General features: G+C 73.9%; 10 protein-coding genes, 2 pseudogenes and 1 riboswitch. Of the genes and pseudogenes, 5 read left to right on the top strand and 7 right to left on the bottom strand.

Features of this window, described 5'->3' with window-relative positions:
- Nucleotides 1-328 precede the first annotated feature (328 nt).
- The 3 genes from cobJ to cobG all read right to left on the bottom strand — a co-directional run bounded on the left by cobJ (nt 329) and on the right by cobG (nt 4,094).
- On the bottom strand, nt 329-1,858 hold the full coding sequence (cobJ, locus tag OG310_RS14630) for a precorrin-3B C(17)-methyltransferase (protein ID WP_443078850.1): 1,530 nt from the start codon (nt 1,856-1,858) through the stop codon (nt 329-331).
- A 185-nt stretch (nt 1,859-2,043) separates the two neighbouring features.
- The gene (locus OG310_RS14625; protein WP_329456315.1) at nt 2,044-2,688 is read right to left on the bottom strand and encodes a precorrin-8X methylmutase; all 645 of its coding nucleotides are present in this window, start codon (nt 2,686-2,688) and stop codon (nt 2,044-2,046) included.
- Nucleotides 2,685-4,094, bottom strand: coding sequence for a precorrin-3B synthase (gene cobG / locus OG310_RS14620; RefSeq protein WP_329456314.1), 1,410 nt, complete (start codon nt 4,092-4,094; stop codon nt 2,685-2,687). The genes OG310_RS14625 and cobG overlap by 4 nt, the downstream gene beginning before the upstream one ends.
- Nucleotides 4,095-4,348: 254 nt before the next feature.
- Nucleotides 4,349-4,424: riboswitch (cobalamin riboswitch) on the top strand.
- Between the two features lie 53 nt (nt 4,425-4,477).
- Between cobG and OG310_RS14615 the strand changes: the two are divergent.
- Together OG310_RS14615 and cobN are read left to right on the top strand one after the other, a co-directional pair.
- A pseudogene (locus OG310_RS14615) lies at nt 4,478-5,623 on the top strand (cobaltochelatase subunit CobN); the annotation flags it as partial.
- A gap of 126 nt (nt 5,624-5,749) precedes the next feature.
- Nucleotides 5,750-8,236 (top strand): annotated as a pseudogene (cobN, locus tag OG310_RS14610) (cobaltochelatase subunit CobN); the annotation flags it as partial.
- A 94-nt stretch (nt 8,237-8,330) separates the two neighbouring features.
- Here the strand turns inward: cobN and rox are convergent.
- Entirely contained in the window at nt 8,331-9,764 is a 1,434-nt protein-coding gene (rox, locus tag OG310_RS14605; protein WP_329456313.1) for a rifampin monooxygenase, read from the bottom strand.
- Nucleotides 9,765-10,023: 259 nt separating this feature from the next.
- On the opposite strand from rox, the gene OG310_RS14600 reads away from it, so the two are divergent.
- Complete coding sequence (locus tag OG310_RS14600) at nt 10,024-10,200, top strand: DUF397 domain-containing protein (RefSeq protein ID WP_329456312.1); 177 nt, start codon at nt 10,024-10,026, stop codon at nt 10,198-10,200.
- 75 nt (nt 10,201-10,275) lie between these two features.
- Here the strand turns inward: OG310_RS14600 and OG310_RS14595 are convergent, their stop codons facing one another.
- Nucleotides 10,276-11,583 (bottom strand): alkaline phosphatase, encoded by a 1,308-nt coding sequence (locus tag OG310_RS14595; protein WP_329456311.1) that lies wholly within the window; start codon nt 11,581-11,583, stop codon nt 10,276-10,278.
- Between the two features lie 267 nt (nt 11,584-11,850).
- Here OG310_RS14595 and OG310_RS14590 point away from each other — a divergent pair, with 267 nt between their 5' ends.
- Nucleotides 11,851-12,399, top strand: a complete 549-nt coding sequence (locus tag OG310_RS14590) for a cysteine hydrolase family protein (RefSeq protein WP_329456310.1) — start codon at nt 11,851-11,853, stop codon at nt 12,397-12,399.
- Nucleotides 12,400-12,447: 48 nt separating this feature from the next.
- Here the strand turns inward: OG310_RS14590 and OG310_RS14585 are convergent, their stop codons facing one another.
- Nucleotides 12,448-12,798 (bottom strand): FAD-dependent monooxygenase, encoded by a 351-nt coding sequence (locus OG310_RS14585; RefSeq protein ID WP_329456309.1) that lies wholly within the window; start codon nt 12,796-12,798, stop codon nt 12,448-12,450.
- Between the two features lie 366 nt (nt 12,799-13,164).
- Nucleotides 13,165-13,761 carry a hypothetical protein gene (locus tag OG310_RS14580; RefSeq protein ID WP_329456308.1) on the bottom strand — a complete coding sequence of 199 codons (597 nt, stop codon included), beginning with the start codon at nt 13,759-13,761 and terminating at the stop codon, nt 13,165-13,167.
- Between the two features lie 116 nt (nt 13,762-13,877).
- On the opposite strand from OG310_RS14580, the gene hemL reads away from it, so the two are divergent.
- Nucleotides 13,878-15,209, top strand: a complete 1,332-nt coding sequence (hemL, locus tag OG310_RS14575; protein WP_329456307.1) for a glutamate-1-semialdehyde 2,1-aminomutase — start codon at nt 13,878-13,880, stop codon at nt 15,207-15,209.
- Nucleotides 15,210-15,467: the final 258 nt, after the last annotated feature.

Here is a 15,467-nt window from a genome sequence, read left to right as displayed (position 1 = left end):
ACGGGCCGGGAGACGCGGAGCCGGTACGTCCCCGACGCCGAGTGCCGTCCGTGACGTTCGTCTCCGACGCCGAACGCCGAACGCCGAACGCCGAACGCCGAACGCCGAACGCCGAACGCCGAACGCCGAACGCCGAACGCCGAACGCCGAACGCGGCGTCAATGCGTCGGTGCTGGAGGTGTCGCCACCGACGCGGTCCGCGGTTCCCGCACGCCCGCGCCGGTTCGGAGCCGGCTGCCGGCCAGGCTTCCGGGCCGGTCCCCGCGCCGGGTCGTTCCCGCAGGGCTCCTCCCGGTGCCCTGCCGCCCGCGAGCGCTCCGCGCCCCCCTCATCCCTGCGGGTAGCGCCGCGGCGTCCAGACGATCTCGCCGCCGGCCCGGCGTACGGCGACCGTCTGCGACGACCCCACCAGCAGGATCGTGCGCATGTCGACCTGCGCCGGGTCCAGGTCGGCGAGCCGCACGATCCGGACCCGTTCCCCGGGGCCGCCCACGTCCCGCGCGAGTACCACCGGGGTGTCCGGCGCCCGGTGTTCGAGGAGCAGTTCCCGGGCCTTGCCGACCTGCCAGGTGCGCGACGTCGAGCCCGGGTTGTACAGGGCCATCGCCAGGTCCGCCGAGGCCGCCGCGTGCAGGCGGGCCGCGACCACGTCCCACGGCTTGAGCCGGTCGGACAGCGAGATGACCGCGTAGTCGTGGCCGAGCGGGGCGCCCGCGCGGGAGGCCGCCGCGTTCGCCGCCGTCACTCCCGGCACGATCCGTACCGGCACTTCCTTGTAGGGGGCCGACGACGCGACTTCCAGCACCGCCGTCGCCATCGCGAAGACGCCCGGGTCGCCCGACGACACGACGGCGACCCGGCGGCCGCGCCGCGCCAGGTCGAGCGCGAAGTCGGCGCGTTCCGACTCGACCTTGTTGTCCGACGGGTGGCGCCGCTGGCCCGGGCGTACGGGCACCCGGTCCAGGTAGGTCGTGTAGCCGACGAGGTCCTCGGCGGCGGCCAGTTCGCCGCGTGCCTCGGGCGTCAGCCACATCGGGCCCGCGGGGCCCGTGCCGATGACCACGACCTCACCGCGCGCCGGGGCGTCCGCGGATCCGCCGTGCCGCGTCTCCCCGGCCGCTTCGACCGCTTGGCTCACCTCGGATCGCGGACCCTCGTCGTCCCGCGCCCCCGCCCCCGCCACCGGGGCCGCGCCGACGCGGCTCGGCAGCACCGTCACCGCGAAGTACGGCACCGACTCGGGGTCCGTGTCGGCCAGCCGCCCGGTGCGCTCGCCCTCCATCGTGGCGCGTTCCACGTACCGCGCGTCCGCGAGCCGTCCGGCCCGCTCGACCGCGCGCCGTACCGCGGGGAACGTACGCCCCAGCTTCATCACGACCGCCGAGTCCGACGAGGCGAGCCGCGCCGCGAGTTCCTCCTCCGGCAGCGTGCCCGGCAGGATCGTCAGCACCTCCTCGCCCTCGACCAGCGGAGTCCCGAGCCGCGCGGCCGCCGCGCTCACGGAGGTCACGCCCGGGATCACCTCCGTCGGGTAACGGTGCGCCAGGCGCTTGTGCATGTGCATGTACGAGCCGTAGAAGAGGGGGTCGCCCTCGGAGATCACGGCGACGGTGCGCCCGGCGTCGAGGTGCGCCGCGAGCCGCGCCGCCGCCTCCTCGTAGAACGCGTCCATCGCGCCCTGGTAGCCGCCGGGGTGGTCCGTCGTGCCGGTCGTCACCGGGTAGACCAGCGGTTCCTCGATGTGGTCGGCGCGCAGGTGGCCGGCCGCGATCGCCCGGGCGATCGACCGCCCGTGCCGCGCGCTGTGGTACGCGACGACGTCGGCCTCCGCGATGGTCCGCACCGCGCGCAGGGTCATGAGTTCGGGGTCGCCGGGGCCGAGCCCGACCCCGTACAGCCGGCCGGCCGTGCCGCCCCGCGCGCTGCCGCGCGCTGTGTCCTGCGGGGTCTCGCGACGACGCTCGTGTCCGCCCTCGTGTCCGCCGTCGAGCGGGCCTTCGAGGGGGCCCGGGGCCGCGCCCGTGCCGGTGGGGGTGTTCGTGCTCAACGCTCGTCCTCGCTCGCGATCGCGTTCAGTGCGGCGGCGGCGATCGCGCTGCCGCCGCGCCTGCCCCGCACGATCAGGTGTTCCAGGCCCGACGGGTGTGCGGCCAGCGCGTCCTTGGACTCGGCGGCGCCGATGAAGCCGACCGGCACGCCGATCACGGCGGCCGGGCGCGGCGCGCCCTGCTCCACCATCTCCAGCAGCCGGAACAGTGCGGTGGGCGCGTTGCCGATGGCGACGACCGCGCCGTCCAGGCGGTCCCGCCACAGTTCGAGCGCGGCGGCGCTGCGGGTCGTGCCCCGTTCCGCGGCCAGCGCCGGCACAGCCGGGTCGCTCAGCGCGCAGACGACCTCGTTGTCCGCGGGCAGCCGGCGGCGGGTGACGCCGCTGGCGACCATCTGCGCGTCGCACAGGATCGGCGCGCCCGCGCGCAGCGCCTCGCGGGCGCGCGCGACGACACCGGCGGTGTGGCCGACGTCCCGCACCAGGTCGACCATGCCGCACGCGTGGATCATGCGGACGACGACCTGGGCCACATCGGCGGGCAGGCCGCTCAGGTCCGCCTCTGCGCGGATGGTGGCGAAGGAGCGGCGGTAGATCTCGGAGCCGTCCTTCTCGTACGCGAAGCCAGGGGTCGTCGTCATCTCTTCACCGTTGTCGTCGTTCCGGTCGTGGTTCCGGTCGTGACCGTTGTCGTCGCGGCCGTACCGGTCGGGGGGATCGCTCGGGTCGTCGGGGTGGTGGTGGTGTACGTGCCCTCCGCCGTCGCCACCTTGTCGACGTAGGGGCCCTGCGGGTGGCCGCAGCGGCGGGCGCAGCCGGAGAAGTACACGGGGAGTTCAGGGGGGCGCGCCGCGCGCGGCGCCCTGCCCGGCGGGTCCTGCGAAGCCGCCGCGTCCGCTCCCGGTTCCGCGTCCGGGACCGCGTCGCGTGCCGCGTCCGCGATCGCTTGCGCGGCGCTGGTCGCGTCCGCCCGTACGTCCGCGAGCGCCTTCGCACAGCCCGGCCTTCCGGTGCACGCGCCGATGCGGGACCAGGGCGAGTCGGCGCTCGTCACGAGCCCGGCCGCCGCGGCCCGGGCGAGCAGGCCTGCGGCGGCCTCGGGGGTGAGGCCCGGCACCACCAGGCCGCGCCACGGTGTGACCCGCAGCCCGTCCCCGGCCCGCGCGAGGAGCCGCCACTGGGCGGCGCTCAGCCGCCCGAGCGGCGGCCGAAGGCAGAGGGCGGCACGCTCCCGGCCTGGTGCCGTGACCACGCCCAGCGCGGGGGCCGGGCCGTGCGGTGTCGTGAAGTCGGCGGTCACGGGCTCCGCTTCGACGCCGGCGGTCGCGAGCGCGGCGATCAGGCGCGCCGACAGGTCGTGGCCGGCGGGGAGTTCCCGCAGCCGCCAGGCGCCGGAGCCGGCCGCCACTGTGAGGAACGTCTCGGCCGCCAGCAGCGCGGCGCGGGGCGCGTCAGCGGTCCGTACCCGCAGCCGGTCGGGCCCCGCGCACAGCACGGCCGTCCGCCGTGTGCCTCCCGCGGGTGCGGGTTCTGCGAGCAACGTCACATCCGCGCCGAGTCCGGCCACATCGCCCCGCCCGTCGTCCACTGCGAACAGGAAACGGCCGGAAAGACCCGCTGCCGCGTCGCTCCCGCACACCAGGGCGTCCAGCTCGCGCACCCACAACCGGACGTCGGTGAAGGGGTGTTCGTCCTCCCCGGCAAGCGGCGAGGCGACCATGTTGCGGGCCCGTTCGTGCCGCTCGGAGGGCAGCAGCCCCGCGTCGTACAGCGTTTCGGCCAGGGGCGCCGCGCAGGCCTCGCCGAGACCGCGCAGCTGAACGTTTCCGCGCGAGGTGATGTCCAGGTGTCCGTCGCCCAGCCGCTCCGCCGCCGTCGCGAGAACCCGTGCCTGACGACTCGTCAGCAACCCGCCGGGCAGCCGGAGACGGGCCAGCCGGCCGTCGTCCGCGACGTGCAGCCGCAGCGCTCCCGGGCAGGCGTCGCCACGGTCGCGTACGGGCGTTTCGTCCCGGTGCGCGCCGGTTGGCGAGGTGGATGAGGGCATGGCGGCGAGCATACCCACGGTGCGCCGGGCGCCCACCTGGCACGGACGGGGGTGCTGGTGACGGGCCCTGGCGGCGGGGGCGACCGCGCTGAGGCGGACGCACCGGCCGACGAGGCCCGCCCCGGGGGCGTGGGCGCCGGGCGCGGCAGGTGCCCAAACCGTCGGGGGCGGGCGCGCGGGCCCGGCACCCGATGCGCCCTCCCCGCCCGTGACCAGCACCGCCTACTATCGACGGGACCAGCGACGGCGTCTGGGAGGAAGCCCGGTGTGAATCCGGCGCGGTCCCGCCACTGTGAGCCCGGCACACCGGCCCGGGTGAGTCAGGAACTCCCGCCGTCCTCACCACCGCCGGGGCGCGGACCCCGAGGAAGGCAAGACGCCGCATGCTGCTGCTCCTGTCGACGTCCGACACCGATCTGCTCTCCGCCCGCGCCGCGAACGCGGCCGGCGCGCCCGTGCCGTTCCGCTTCGCCAACCCCGCACGCCTGCCGCTCGACGGCCTGCCCGCCCTGCTCGACGGCGCCGACCTTGTCGTCGTGCGGCTCCTCGGCGGGCTGCGCGCCTGGCAGGAGGGGATCGACGCGCTGCGGGCGAGCGGCAAACCGCTGGTGGTCCTCACCGGCGAGCAGGCGCCCGACGCCCAGCTGATGGAGGCCTCCACGGTCCCCATCGGCATCGCGGCCGAGGCCCACGCCTACCTCGCGCACGGCGGCCCCGCCAACCTGGACCAGCTCGCCCGGTTCCTCTCCGACACGGTGCTGCTGACCGGCCACGGCTTCGAGCCGCCCGCCCCCGCGCCGACCTGGGGCCACCTGGAGCGATCGGCCGCGGCGTCCCCGGCGGGCCCGGTCATCGCGGTGCTCTACTACCGCGCGCACCACATGAGCGGCAACACCGGCTTCGTGGACGCCCTGTGCGCCGAGATCGAGACGGCGGGCGGGCGCCCGCTGCCGCTGTACGTGGCGTCGCTGCGCAGCCCGGAGCCCGATCTGCTGGAGACGCTGCGCTCGGCGGACGCCCTGGTGACGACCGTCCTCGCGGCGGGCGGCACCCGGCCCGCCGGGGCCTCGGCGGGCGAGGACGACGAGTCGTGGGACGCGGGCGCGCTCGCCGGGCTCGGCGTGCCGATCCTCCAGGCGTTGTGCCTGACGGGCTCGCGGGCCGACTGGGAGGCCAGCGACGAGGGTCTGTCGCCGCTCGACGCGGCCGGGCAGATAGCCGTCCCCGAGTTCGACGGGCGGCTGATCACGGTGCCGTTCTCGTTCAAGGAGATCGACGAGGACGGCCTGCCGTCGTACGTCGCGGACACCGAACGCGCGGCGCGCGTCGCGGGGATCGCCGTACGGCACGCGCGCCTGCGCCACATACCCAACGCGGACAAGCGTCTCGCGCTGGTGCTCTCCGCCTACCCGACGAAGCACTCCCGCATCGGCAACGCGGTCGGCCTCGACACCCCGGCGAGCGCCGTCGCGCTGCTGCGCCGCCTCGTGGCGGAGGGCTACGACTTCGGCCCGGCGGCCGAGACGGACGCCGCGACCCGGACCGACGCCGCGACCCAGACCGACACGGCGACCCGGACCGGTACGGCGGCCGAGACGGACGCCGCGACCGGGAACGGCCACGGCGGCACCGGCCACGGCGGCACCCGCCTCCCGGACGTCCCAGGCCTGGTCTCCGGCGACGGTGACGAACTGATCCGCGCGCTCATCGCCGCGGGCGGCCACGACCAGGAGTGGCTGACCGACGAGCAGATGGCACGCAACCCCGTACGCATCCCGGCGGCCGACTACCGCCGCTGGTTCGACCGGCTCCCCGCCGGACTGCGGGCGTCGGTCGAGGAGCACTGGGGCCCCGCGCCCGGCGAGATGTTCGTGGACCGCAGCAGCAACCCGGAGGGCGACATCGTCCTCGCGGCGCTGCGCCGGGGCAACCTGCTGATCCTCATCCAGCCGCCGCGCGGCTTCGGCGAGAACCCCATCGCGATCTACCACGACCCCGATCTGCCGCCGTCCCACCACTACCTCGCCGCCTACCGCTGGATCCAGGCGTCCGAGGACGAGGGCGGCTTCGGCGCCGACGCGATGATCCACCTCGGCAAGCACGGCAACCTGGAGTGGCTGCCCGGCAAGAACGCGGGCCTCTCGGCGGCCTGCGCGCCGGACGCGGCGCTCGGCGACCTGCCGCTCGTCTACCCCTTCCTCGTCAACGACCCGGGCGAGGGCACGCAGGCCAAGCGCCGTGTGCACGCCACGCTGGTCGACCACCTGGTACCGCCGATGGCGCGCGCCGAGTCCTACGGCGACATCGCCCGCCTGGAGCAACTCCTCGACGAGCACGCGCAGATCGCCGCGATGGACCCGGCGAAACTGCCCGCCATCCGGGCGCAGATCTGGACGCTGATCCAGGCCGCGAAGCTCGACCACGATCTCGGTCTGAACCCCGACGAGCGGCCGGACGACGAAGGGTTCGACGAGTTCGTCCTGCACATCGACGGCTGGCTGTGCGAGATCAAGGACGCGCAGATCCGTGACGGCCTGCACGTCCTCGGTGGCGCGCCGGCCGGCGAGACCCGGGTCAACCTCGTCCTCGCCATCCTGCGCGCCCGGCAGATCTGGGGCGGTACGCAGTCGCTGCCCGGCCTGCGCGAGGCGCTCGGCCTGGACGAGTCGGCGGCGACCCGCACCGCGGCCGACGACATCGAGGCACGGGCCCGCGCCCTCGTCCAGGCGATGGAGGCCGCCGAGTGGGCGCCGTCCGCCGTGGCCCGCGTCACGGAGGGGCAGCCCGAGGCGGTGGCCCGGATCCTCACGTTCGCCGCCGAGGAGGTCGTACCGCGCCTCGCCGGCACCACCGACGAGATCGACCACTCGGTCCTCGCGCTGAACGGCGGATTCGTCCCGGCCGGCCCGTCGGGGTCCCCGCTGCGCGGCCTCGTCAACGTCCTGCCGACCGGCCGCAACTTCTACTCCGTCGACCCCAAGGCCGTCCCGAGCCGCCTCGCCTGGGAGACCGGCCAGGCGCTCGCGGACTCGCTGCTCACCCGCTACCGCGACGACAACGGCGAATGGCCCCAGTCCGTCGGCCTGTCGCTGTGGGGGACGAGCGCGATGCGCACCGCGGGCGACGACATCGCGGAGGCGCTGGCCCTGCTCGGCATCCGGCCGGTGTGGGACGACGCGTCGCGCCGTGTCACCGGCCTGGAGGCGATCGACGCCGCCGAACTCGGCCGCCCCCGCATCGACGTCACCCTGCGCATCAGCGGTTTCTTCCGCGACGCCTTCCCGCACGCCATCGGCCTGCTGGACGACGCCGTCCGGCTGGCCGCCTCGCTGGACGAGCCCGCCGAGCACAACCACGTACGGGCGCACGCGCAGGCCGACATGGCGGCGGGCGCGGACGAACGCCGCGCCACCACCCGTATCTTCGGCTCGCGCCCCGGCACGTACGGCGCGGGACTGCTCCAGCTCATCGACAGCCGCGACTGGCGCACCGACGCGGACCTCGCCGAGGTCTACACCGTGTGGGGCGGCTACGCGTACGGCCGCGAACTCCAGGGCCGCCCGGCCCGCGAGGAGATGGAGAGCGCGTACAAGCGGATCGCGGTCGCCGCGAAGAACACCGATACCCGCGAACACGACATCGCCGACTCCGACGACTACTTCCAGTACCACGGCGGCATGATCGCCACGGTCCGCGCGCTCAAGGGCACCGCGCCCGAGGCGTACATCGGCGACTCGACCCGCCCGGAGACGGTCCGCACCCGCACCCTGGTGGAGGAGACCTCGCGCGTCTTCCGCGCCCGCGTCGTCAACCCCCGCTGGATCGAGGCGATGCGCCGCCACGGCTACAAGGGCGCCTTCGAACTCGCCGCGACGGTGGACTACCTGTTCGGGTACGACGCCACGACGGGCGTCGTCGCCGACTGGATGTACGACAAGCTCACGGAGACCTACGTCCTGGACGAGGAGAACCGGGCCTTCCTCCAGCAGGCCAACCCCTGGGCCCTGCACGGCATGGCGGAGCGCCTCCTGGAGGCCGAGTCACGCGGTATGTGGGCCAAGCCGGACCCGCGTGTGCTCGCGGAGCTGCGGCAGGTCTTCCTCGACACGGAAGGCGACCTGGAGTCCGACGAGGACGCCTGACACCGGGCCGGGGGCCGCTCCCGAGCGGCCCCCGAGCCCGTCCCGGCGCCCCCGCTCCGGCTGGGTGCCGGGCCGCCGACGGAACCCCGAGCCCTCACCCGGCGGCGGCTCCGAACCACCGGGGCAGCCGGGCCAGCAGATCCGCCCGGTCCTCACCGGCCCACACCACATGGCCGTCCGGCCGCAGCAGCACCGCGGGCGCGTCGAGTTCCGCGCTCACGTCCACGACATGGTCGATCCGGTCCGCCCACCCGTCGACCGAGAGCCGGCCGGTCTGGTCGAGCAGCAGCCCACGGCCTTCGTGCATCAGCCCGTAGAGGCGTCCCCGCTTCAGCTCCATGTCCCGCAGCCGGCGGCCGAGCAGGCCGGAGCCCTCGCCCACGTCGTAGCGGACCGTGATCGCGGTGAGCTTCTCGATGAGGTACCGGTTCACGTCCTCGAAGCCGATCAGCTCCGACATCAGCCGGCGCACCGCCACGGCGCCGGGCGCGGTCGACAGCAGCTCCATCTGCGCACGGGTGTTGTCCAGCACATCGGCCGCCACCGGATGCCGTTCGCTCCCGTAACTGTCCAGCAGACCTTCCGGCGCCCAGCCGGCCACCTCCGCGGCCAGTTTCCAGCCGAGGTTGAACGCGTCCTGGAGGCCGAGGTTGAGGCCCTGCCCGCCGGTCGGCGGGTGGATGTGCGCCGCGTCGCCGGCCAGCAGCACCCGCCCGGCCCGGTAGCGCTCGGCGAGCCGGGTGGCGTCACCGAAGCGGGACAGCCGGCGCGGCGAGTGCACGCCGAAGTCGGTGCCCGCGACCGCCCGCAGCTGCTCCCGGAACTCGTCCAGGCCCGGCGGCACGGAGCGATCCCCGGCAACCGCCGCGGCGGGCACGACGACGCGGTACACCCCGTCCCCCATGGGTCCGAGGCCGAACCGCCTCTGGGTCTTGCGGACCTCCGCCACCACCTCGGCGACGGTCTCCTGCGGCACACCCACTTCCATCTCGCCGATCAGGGTGTCCACCCTGCTGGGTTCGCCGGGGAAGCCGATGCCGAGCAGCCCGCGCACCGTGCTGCGGCCGCCGTCGCAGCCGACCAGGTAGCGCGAGCGCAGCGTCGTGCCCGCGCCCCCGGCCAGCTCGACGCTCACTCCTTCGTCGTCCTGGCTCACCCCGACGACCTCGTGGCCGCGCCGGATCTCGGCGCCCAGCTCGGTGGCCCGCTCGGCCAGCAGACGGTCGGTGACGGTCTGCGGGATGCCGAGGACGTACGAGTGCGCGGTGTCCAACTGCTCGGGCCACGAGTCGGCGAGACCCGCGAAGAAGCCGCCGACCCGGTACTGCCTGCCGAGCGGCAGGAACCGCTCCAGCAGACCGCGCTGGTCCAGCACCTCGATGCTGCGGACGTGCAGCCCGAGCGCGCGGACGAAGCCGCTCGGCTCCGTGTCCCTCTCCAGTACGACCACGTGCACGCCGTGCAGCCGCAACTCGCAGGCCAGCATCAGGCCGGTCGGCCCGCCCCCGGCGATGATCACGTCGATCATGCAACCCCTCTTCGACACAGTTCCCCGGCCGGCCGGCCGCGACGGCGCGCGCCACCAGGCGCACAACAGCGCAGGTACCTCGCGAATCACCGGTTTTCCGGTGCTTCCGGCCTCGGCGGACGATTGTGCGCCCGAGAGGGGGCCTTGCCGCAAGGCCCCCCGTGCGCTATACCTTGAAAGTGGCAGGGAGTGGTCGTAGACCTCCTTGCCTTTTGTTTTGCCCGGCGGCTGCCCTGTTCCGGCGATCGGACCGGCCTGGGTGAAGTCCTCGTACCCCGGCAACAACAACCGCGTCGAGGTGGCGGCGCTGCCCCGTGGCGGGCGTGCGGTGCGGGACAGCAAGGACCCGCGCGGCCCGGTGCCGGCCTTCGCGCCCGGCGCCGCCGTCGGCGCGTTCCTCGCGAGCCTCGCGTCGGACACGCTGATCTCGGGCTGATCCGCGCATGCCGACGCCCCGCCCCCGTAGCGGTGGGAGCGGGGCGTCAGTGCCGTGCGCGGCGGGCGTGGTGGGTCAGCGGCGCGAGGCGATGGCCTGCGCCAGCACGTCGTGCACATGGGTGTTGGGGTGCTTGCCGGTGAACCGCTCCGCGAGCGGGCCGCTCGCGAACACCGGCACGTCCACGCTGGTGTGGCCGCCCGTCGTCCAGTCGACGTAGAACTGCTTGTCACTGCCGCGGATCGCGAACGGGCCGTCCTCGTTGGACAGATCGCCGGGGCCCGTGCCGGACTCGTCGTTCGGGTCGGGCTCCTCGACGGCCAGGCCGCCCGTCTCGTGGTCGGAGGTGACGACGAGCAGGGTGTCGGGGTGCGCCGCCGTGTAGGCGCGCGCGATGGCGACGGTCCGCTCCAGCTGCTGCATCGACTGCAGGACGCGTCCCGCGTTGTTGGCGTGCGCGAACTCGTCGACGCCTTCCTCCTCGACCATCAGGAAGAAGCCCTTCTGGCTCTTGCCGAGCGTGTCGAGGGCCTTGTCCGTCATGGTGGGCAGGTCCACGACCGGGCTGTAGACGTCGCCCTGGCCCTCGGGCTTCTGCTGGAACATCTCCTCGTTCGCGAAGAGGCCCAGCAGCTTCCCGCCGTTCTTCGCCCCCGCGAGCTGCTTGCCGTCCGTGACGTACTGGTATCCGGCCTTCCGGGCCTTCTTGATCAGGTCGCCCTGGGCGCCCTTGCTGGCTTCCGAGGTGTCCTGCGCGGGCTTGTCCTCGAAGGCGCCCGGCGTGCCGGCGGGCAGCCACCAGTCCTCGCCACCGCCGAGGATCACGTCCGGCTTGCTGCTCTGGAGGTACTGCCGGGCGATGTCGTCCTGCTTCGCGCGGTCCGTGCTGTTGGAGAAGAACGCGGCCGGGGACGCGTCGGTGACCTGCGCGGTCGTGACCAGGCCGGTCGCCATGCCGGCGACCTTCGCCTGCCGGCCGAGGGTCGCCAGCTTGTTGCCGTCGACATCGACGCTGATGGCGCCGTTGTACGTCTTCTCGCCCGTCGCCCACGCCGTCGCGGCGGCGGCCGAGTCGGTGACGGGGGATTTCGGGTCGTCGGGCGTGGTCGTCAGCTGGCCGGAGAACGGCAGCTTGTCCATCGTCAACTGGCCGTTCAGCCCGCCCAGGTTGAGCCGCGCGGCCTCACGGGCGGCCGGGCCCATGCCGTCACCGTTGATGAAGATGACGTTCTTGGCGACCGGCGCCTTCGCCTTCGCGGAGGTGTGCGGGGCACTCGCCGACGCCCCCGGCGTCGGGCTGAACACCATGGTCCCCAGCACGGCGGCCGAAGCCGCGACGACGGGAACTCCCCACCTGCGCGCACTGCTCACGCGTACCGTCACAGAAGCTCCTAGATGAGTATTTGACTGTCTTTGCCAAGCCTTCACCTGGACCATAGAGAGACATGGGGTATTCATGGTGAACGCCACATGTCTTCTTGCCCATCGGGGGCATGAGTCCTCTTTGGCATGAAACGGCGCGTTACTTCGCGCGGGGTGTTCCTTGACCTCCACCTGTCCGAATGTGGGGCCGCTCCCCACCGAGGAGCTGGCCGGTCCGTTTCGGAAAGGAACAACACCCGTCCCGGCGAGGGCCGTTACGGTGGGCGCATGCCTCGTGTCCCCGCACTCCTCGTGATCGACATGCAGAACGCCCCGGTGGCGACGGCACACCGTGCCGCCGAGACCGTCGCGGTGATCCGGGACCTCCGCGAGCGCGCCAGGGCCGCCGGCGCCCTGACCGTGACGATCCAGGACCAGGGAAGCGGGACGGAGGCCGGCACCGACGGCTGGCAGGTCGTGCCCGAACTCGCCCCCGCCGCCTGGGAGGTCGTCGTCCACAAGACCAGCCCGGACAGTTTTCTGGACACCGACCTCGACACGGTCCTCACGGCGCGGGGAGTGACGGAGGTCGTCGTCACCGGATTCGCGACCGAGATCTGCGTGGACACGACGGCGCGGCAGGCCCTGAGCCACCGCTACGACGTCCTGCTGGTGGCCGACGGCCACACCACGTCCGCCCGGCCCGACGCGGGGGAACTGGCCCCGCCGGACCGGTCGATCGCCCACCACAACGAGATCTACCACCACCTCGCCTTCCCCGGACGCACCATCCGGGTACTGCCCGCGTCCGACGTCGACTTCGCGTCACGCCGCTGACCGGGCGGGCTCCCGAGGGGCCGGCCCGTGCGCGGCGGTGGGCCGCCCTCAGCCGGCGGCGGCGACCGAAGGGCCCGCGCCCCACGGGCCGGTCGGCCGGGTCCCCGGCATCCAGTGGCTGAAGGAGGCGTAGCTCCGCGCGTACTCCACCGCGTCGGCGGCCTGTTCGACGGCGAGTGAGGGGTCCCGCACCGCCGCGTACCGGGGGAGGCGGTCGGCCTCGTACGCGGCGAGGGCGTCCGGGACGCTGTCGTGTGCCGCTATGTCCCGAGCCAGTACGCCGACGTCCTCGACGCCGGGTGTGCCGCCGGCGGACATGAGGGGCGACAGGCCGTGCGCCGCGTCGCCGACGAGCACCACCCGGACCGAGGTCCGTCGGGCAAGCGGCGGCACGAGCACGATCCGGTGGTGCGCGATGGCCGCGTCGGGGTCCGCTCGACCGACTTCACCAGGGGGTCGCCCCAGCGGTGCCCGCGTGACCTCCGAGGTCAGCCGCGTGCGCCGTGCTTCGAACCGGAGGGCGAGGCCGTACGGATGAGATCGGCGCTCGCGGCCCGGTGGCGCGTGGCGGGGGCGACGCCCCTCGCGAAAGGGCTGCCGGTTGCCGCGTGTCGGATACCGGACGCGCCCGCGGCCCAAGGGCACATCCGCGGCCCTCGCCGGAACCCAGGTGCCCTCGGGGCATTCTGACGGCCCCTCCGAGGACATGAGGACATGAAGAAGGCGGGACCCGAAAGCCCCGCCCGCACTCCATGCATTCCCGGGTCAGGGCCACACCAGGCAGTACGGCTGATGCCCCGCCTCATGCAGGCGGTGGCTGAAGTCCTGCCATTCGTGCAGCAGTTGGTAGACGTCGAACGCGTCGCGCGGGCCGCCGCGGTCCGGGACCGTGGACCAGATGAAGGCCGCGGCCCCGACCGACTCCTCGCCGACGCCGCGCAGCGGGTCGACGGCCGTCATCGGGAGTTTGACCACCGCGTAGTCCGGGTGCAGGACGACCAGTTCGAGGGGTGGGACGCGGTACAGGGGCATGCCCTGGATGCCCGTGAGGACCATCGCGGCTATGGTCTCCGGCTTGATCTTGGCGAACATGCCGCCCATGCCCAGTTCGTCGCCGCCGAGCTCCTCGGGACGCATGGAGATGGGGACGCGGGCCGCCGTCGCACCGTCGGGTGCGCCGAAGTATTTGTACGTCACCCCCACGCGCCCACCGCTCCTGATCGGCGGCTCCGGCTGATCATGCCCCGGCCGATCGTGATCGTGGTGCTCGCGGTGCCGGTCGTTGCGTCGATGCTTCCCGCGCCGGGCAGGCTCGGGCCCCAGACCGTCGGTCCCCTCGCCCAGTCCGCCACCGCGATGCATATCTCCACCCGACCACTCGCAGCCCCGGCCGCGCAACCCGATCATCGTGACAGTGACCTCCCCCGCAGACGCTCCGTGAAACACCTGTCCGCAAGAACATCCGGGCCTCTGACACCATGGATTACGTGAGCTTCCCCTTTGATGCTGATGCACCAGTTTCGCAGACACTCTTCTCGCGCGCGGCCCGAGTGACCCCGGGAGGGGTCAACTCTCCCGTGCGCGCCTTCGGCGCCGTCGGCGGCACGCCCCGTTTCATGGCGTCCGGCAGTGGCCCGTATCTCACCGACGCGGACGGCCGGGAGTACGTGGACCTCGTCTGCTCGTGGGGCCCGATGATCCTCGGGCACGCCCACCCGCAGGTGATCGAGGCCGTGCAGGCGGCGGTCGCGCGCGGTACGTCGTTCGGCGCGCCCACCGAGGGGGAGGTGACGCTCGCGGAGGAGATGGTCGCGCGCGTCGCGCCGCTGGACGAGGTCCGGCTGGTGTCCTCCGGCACGGAGGCGACGATGTCCGCGATCCGGCTGGCCCGCGGCTACACCGGGCGCGCCAAGGTCGTGAAGTTCGCCGGCTGCTACCACGGTCATGTGGACGCGCTGCTCGCGTCGGCAGGTTCCGGCGTCGCCACGCTGGCCCTGCCCGACACGCCCGGTGTGACGGGCGCGCAGGCGCGCGACACCATCGTCCTGCCGTACAACGACCTGGGCGCCGTGCGGGAGGCGTTCGCCGCGCATCCCGGCGAGATCGCCTGTGTGATCACGGAGGCGTCGCCCGGCAACATGGGTGTCGTCCCGCCGCGTGAGGGCTTCAACGCGGGCCTTCGGGAGCTGTGCCACGACAACGGCGCGCTGTACGTCTCGGACGAGGTGATGACCGGGTTCCGTACGTCGAGCGCCGGGTGGTTCGGGGTCGACGGCGTGGAGCCCGACCTGATGACCTTCGGCAAGGTCATGGGCGGTGGCTTCCCGGCCGCGGCCTTCGGCGGCCGGGCGGAGATCATGCAGCGGCTGGCGCCGGTGGGCCCCGTGTACCAGGCGGGCACGCTGTCCGGGAACCCGGTCGCGACGGCCGCGGGCCTCGCGCAACTGCGGCTGCTGGACGACGCCGCGTACGCGCAGGTCGACGACGCGTCGCGGCGGGTCCAGGCGCTGGTGACCGGGGCGCTGACCAAGGAGGGCGTCGCGCACACGGTGCAGACGGCGTCGAACATGTTCTCCGTCTTCTTCACGGACGCGGAGGTACGGAACTTCGACGACGCGAAGCGGCAGGACACGTTCCGCTTCACCGCGTTCTTCCACGCGATGCTCGCCGGGGGCGTCTACCTGCCGCCGTCGGCGTTCGAGGTGTGGTTCCTGTCGACCGCGCACGACGAGCGCGCGCTGGAGCGGATCGCCGACGCCCTGCCCGCCGCGGCCCGTGCCGCCGCCCAGGCGACGCCGCCGGCCGCCTGAGCCCGCGCGGGGGCCCGCCGCACGTCGGGCGCACGGCGGGCGCTGGCCGGCGTGCGCCGTACGGCGGGCCCGCGCCACCGGGACCGGAGGATGCGGTTCACACCCGTCGGCCCCGGGCCCCCGGCCCACGACCGGGCGCCCTGGACGCGGCGCATCCCGCCCGCGGCTGCCCGTGACGCGTCGTCGCCCGTACGCTTCGGCCCGTACGCGTCCCCGTTCCCGCCCGTATCCGTTCCGTATCTCCCCGCAGGCCGTAGT

This window comes from Streptomyces sp. NBC_01497, from assembly GCF_036250695.1.
Classification (GTDB): Bacteria; Actinomycetota; Actinomycetes; order Streptomycetales; family Streptomycetaceae; genus Streptomyces.
Note: the sequence above shows the minus strand (reverse complement) of the source record. Positions and strands in the feature narration are given on the sequence as shown.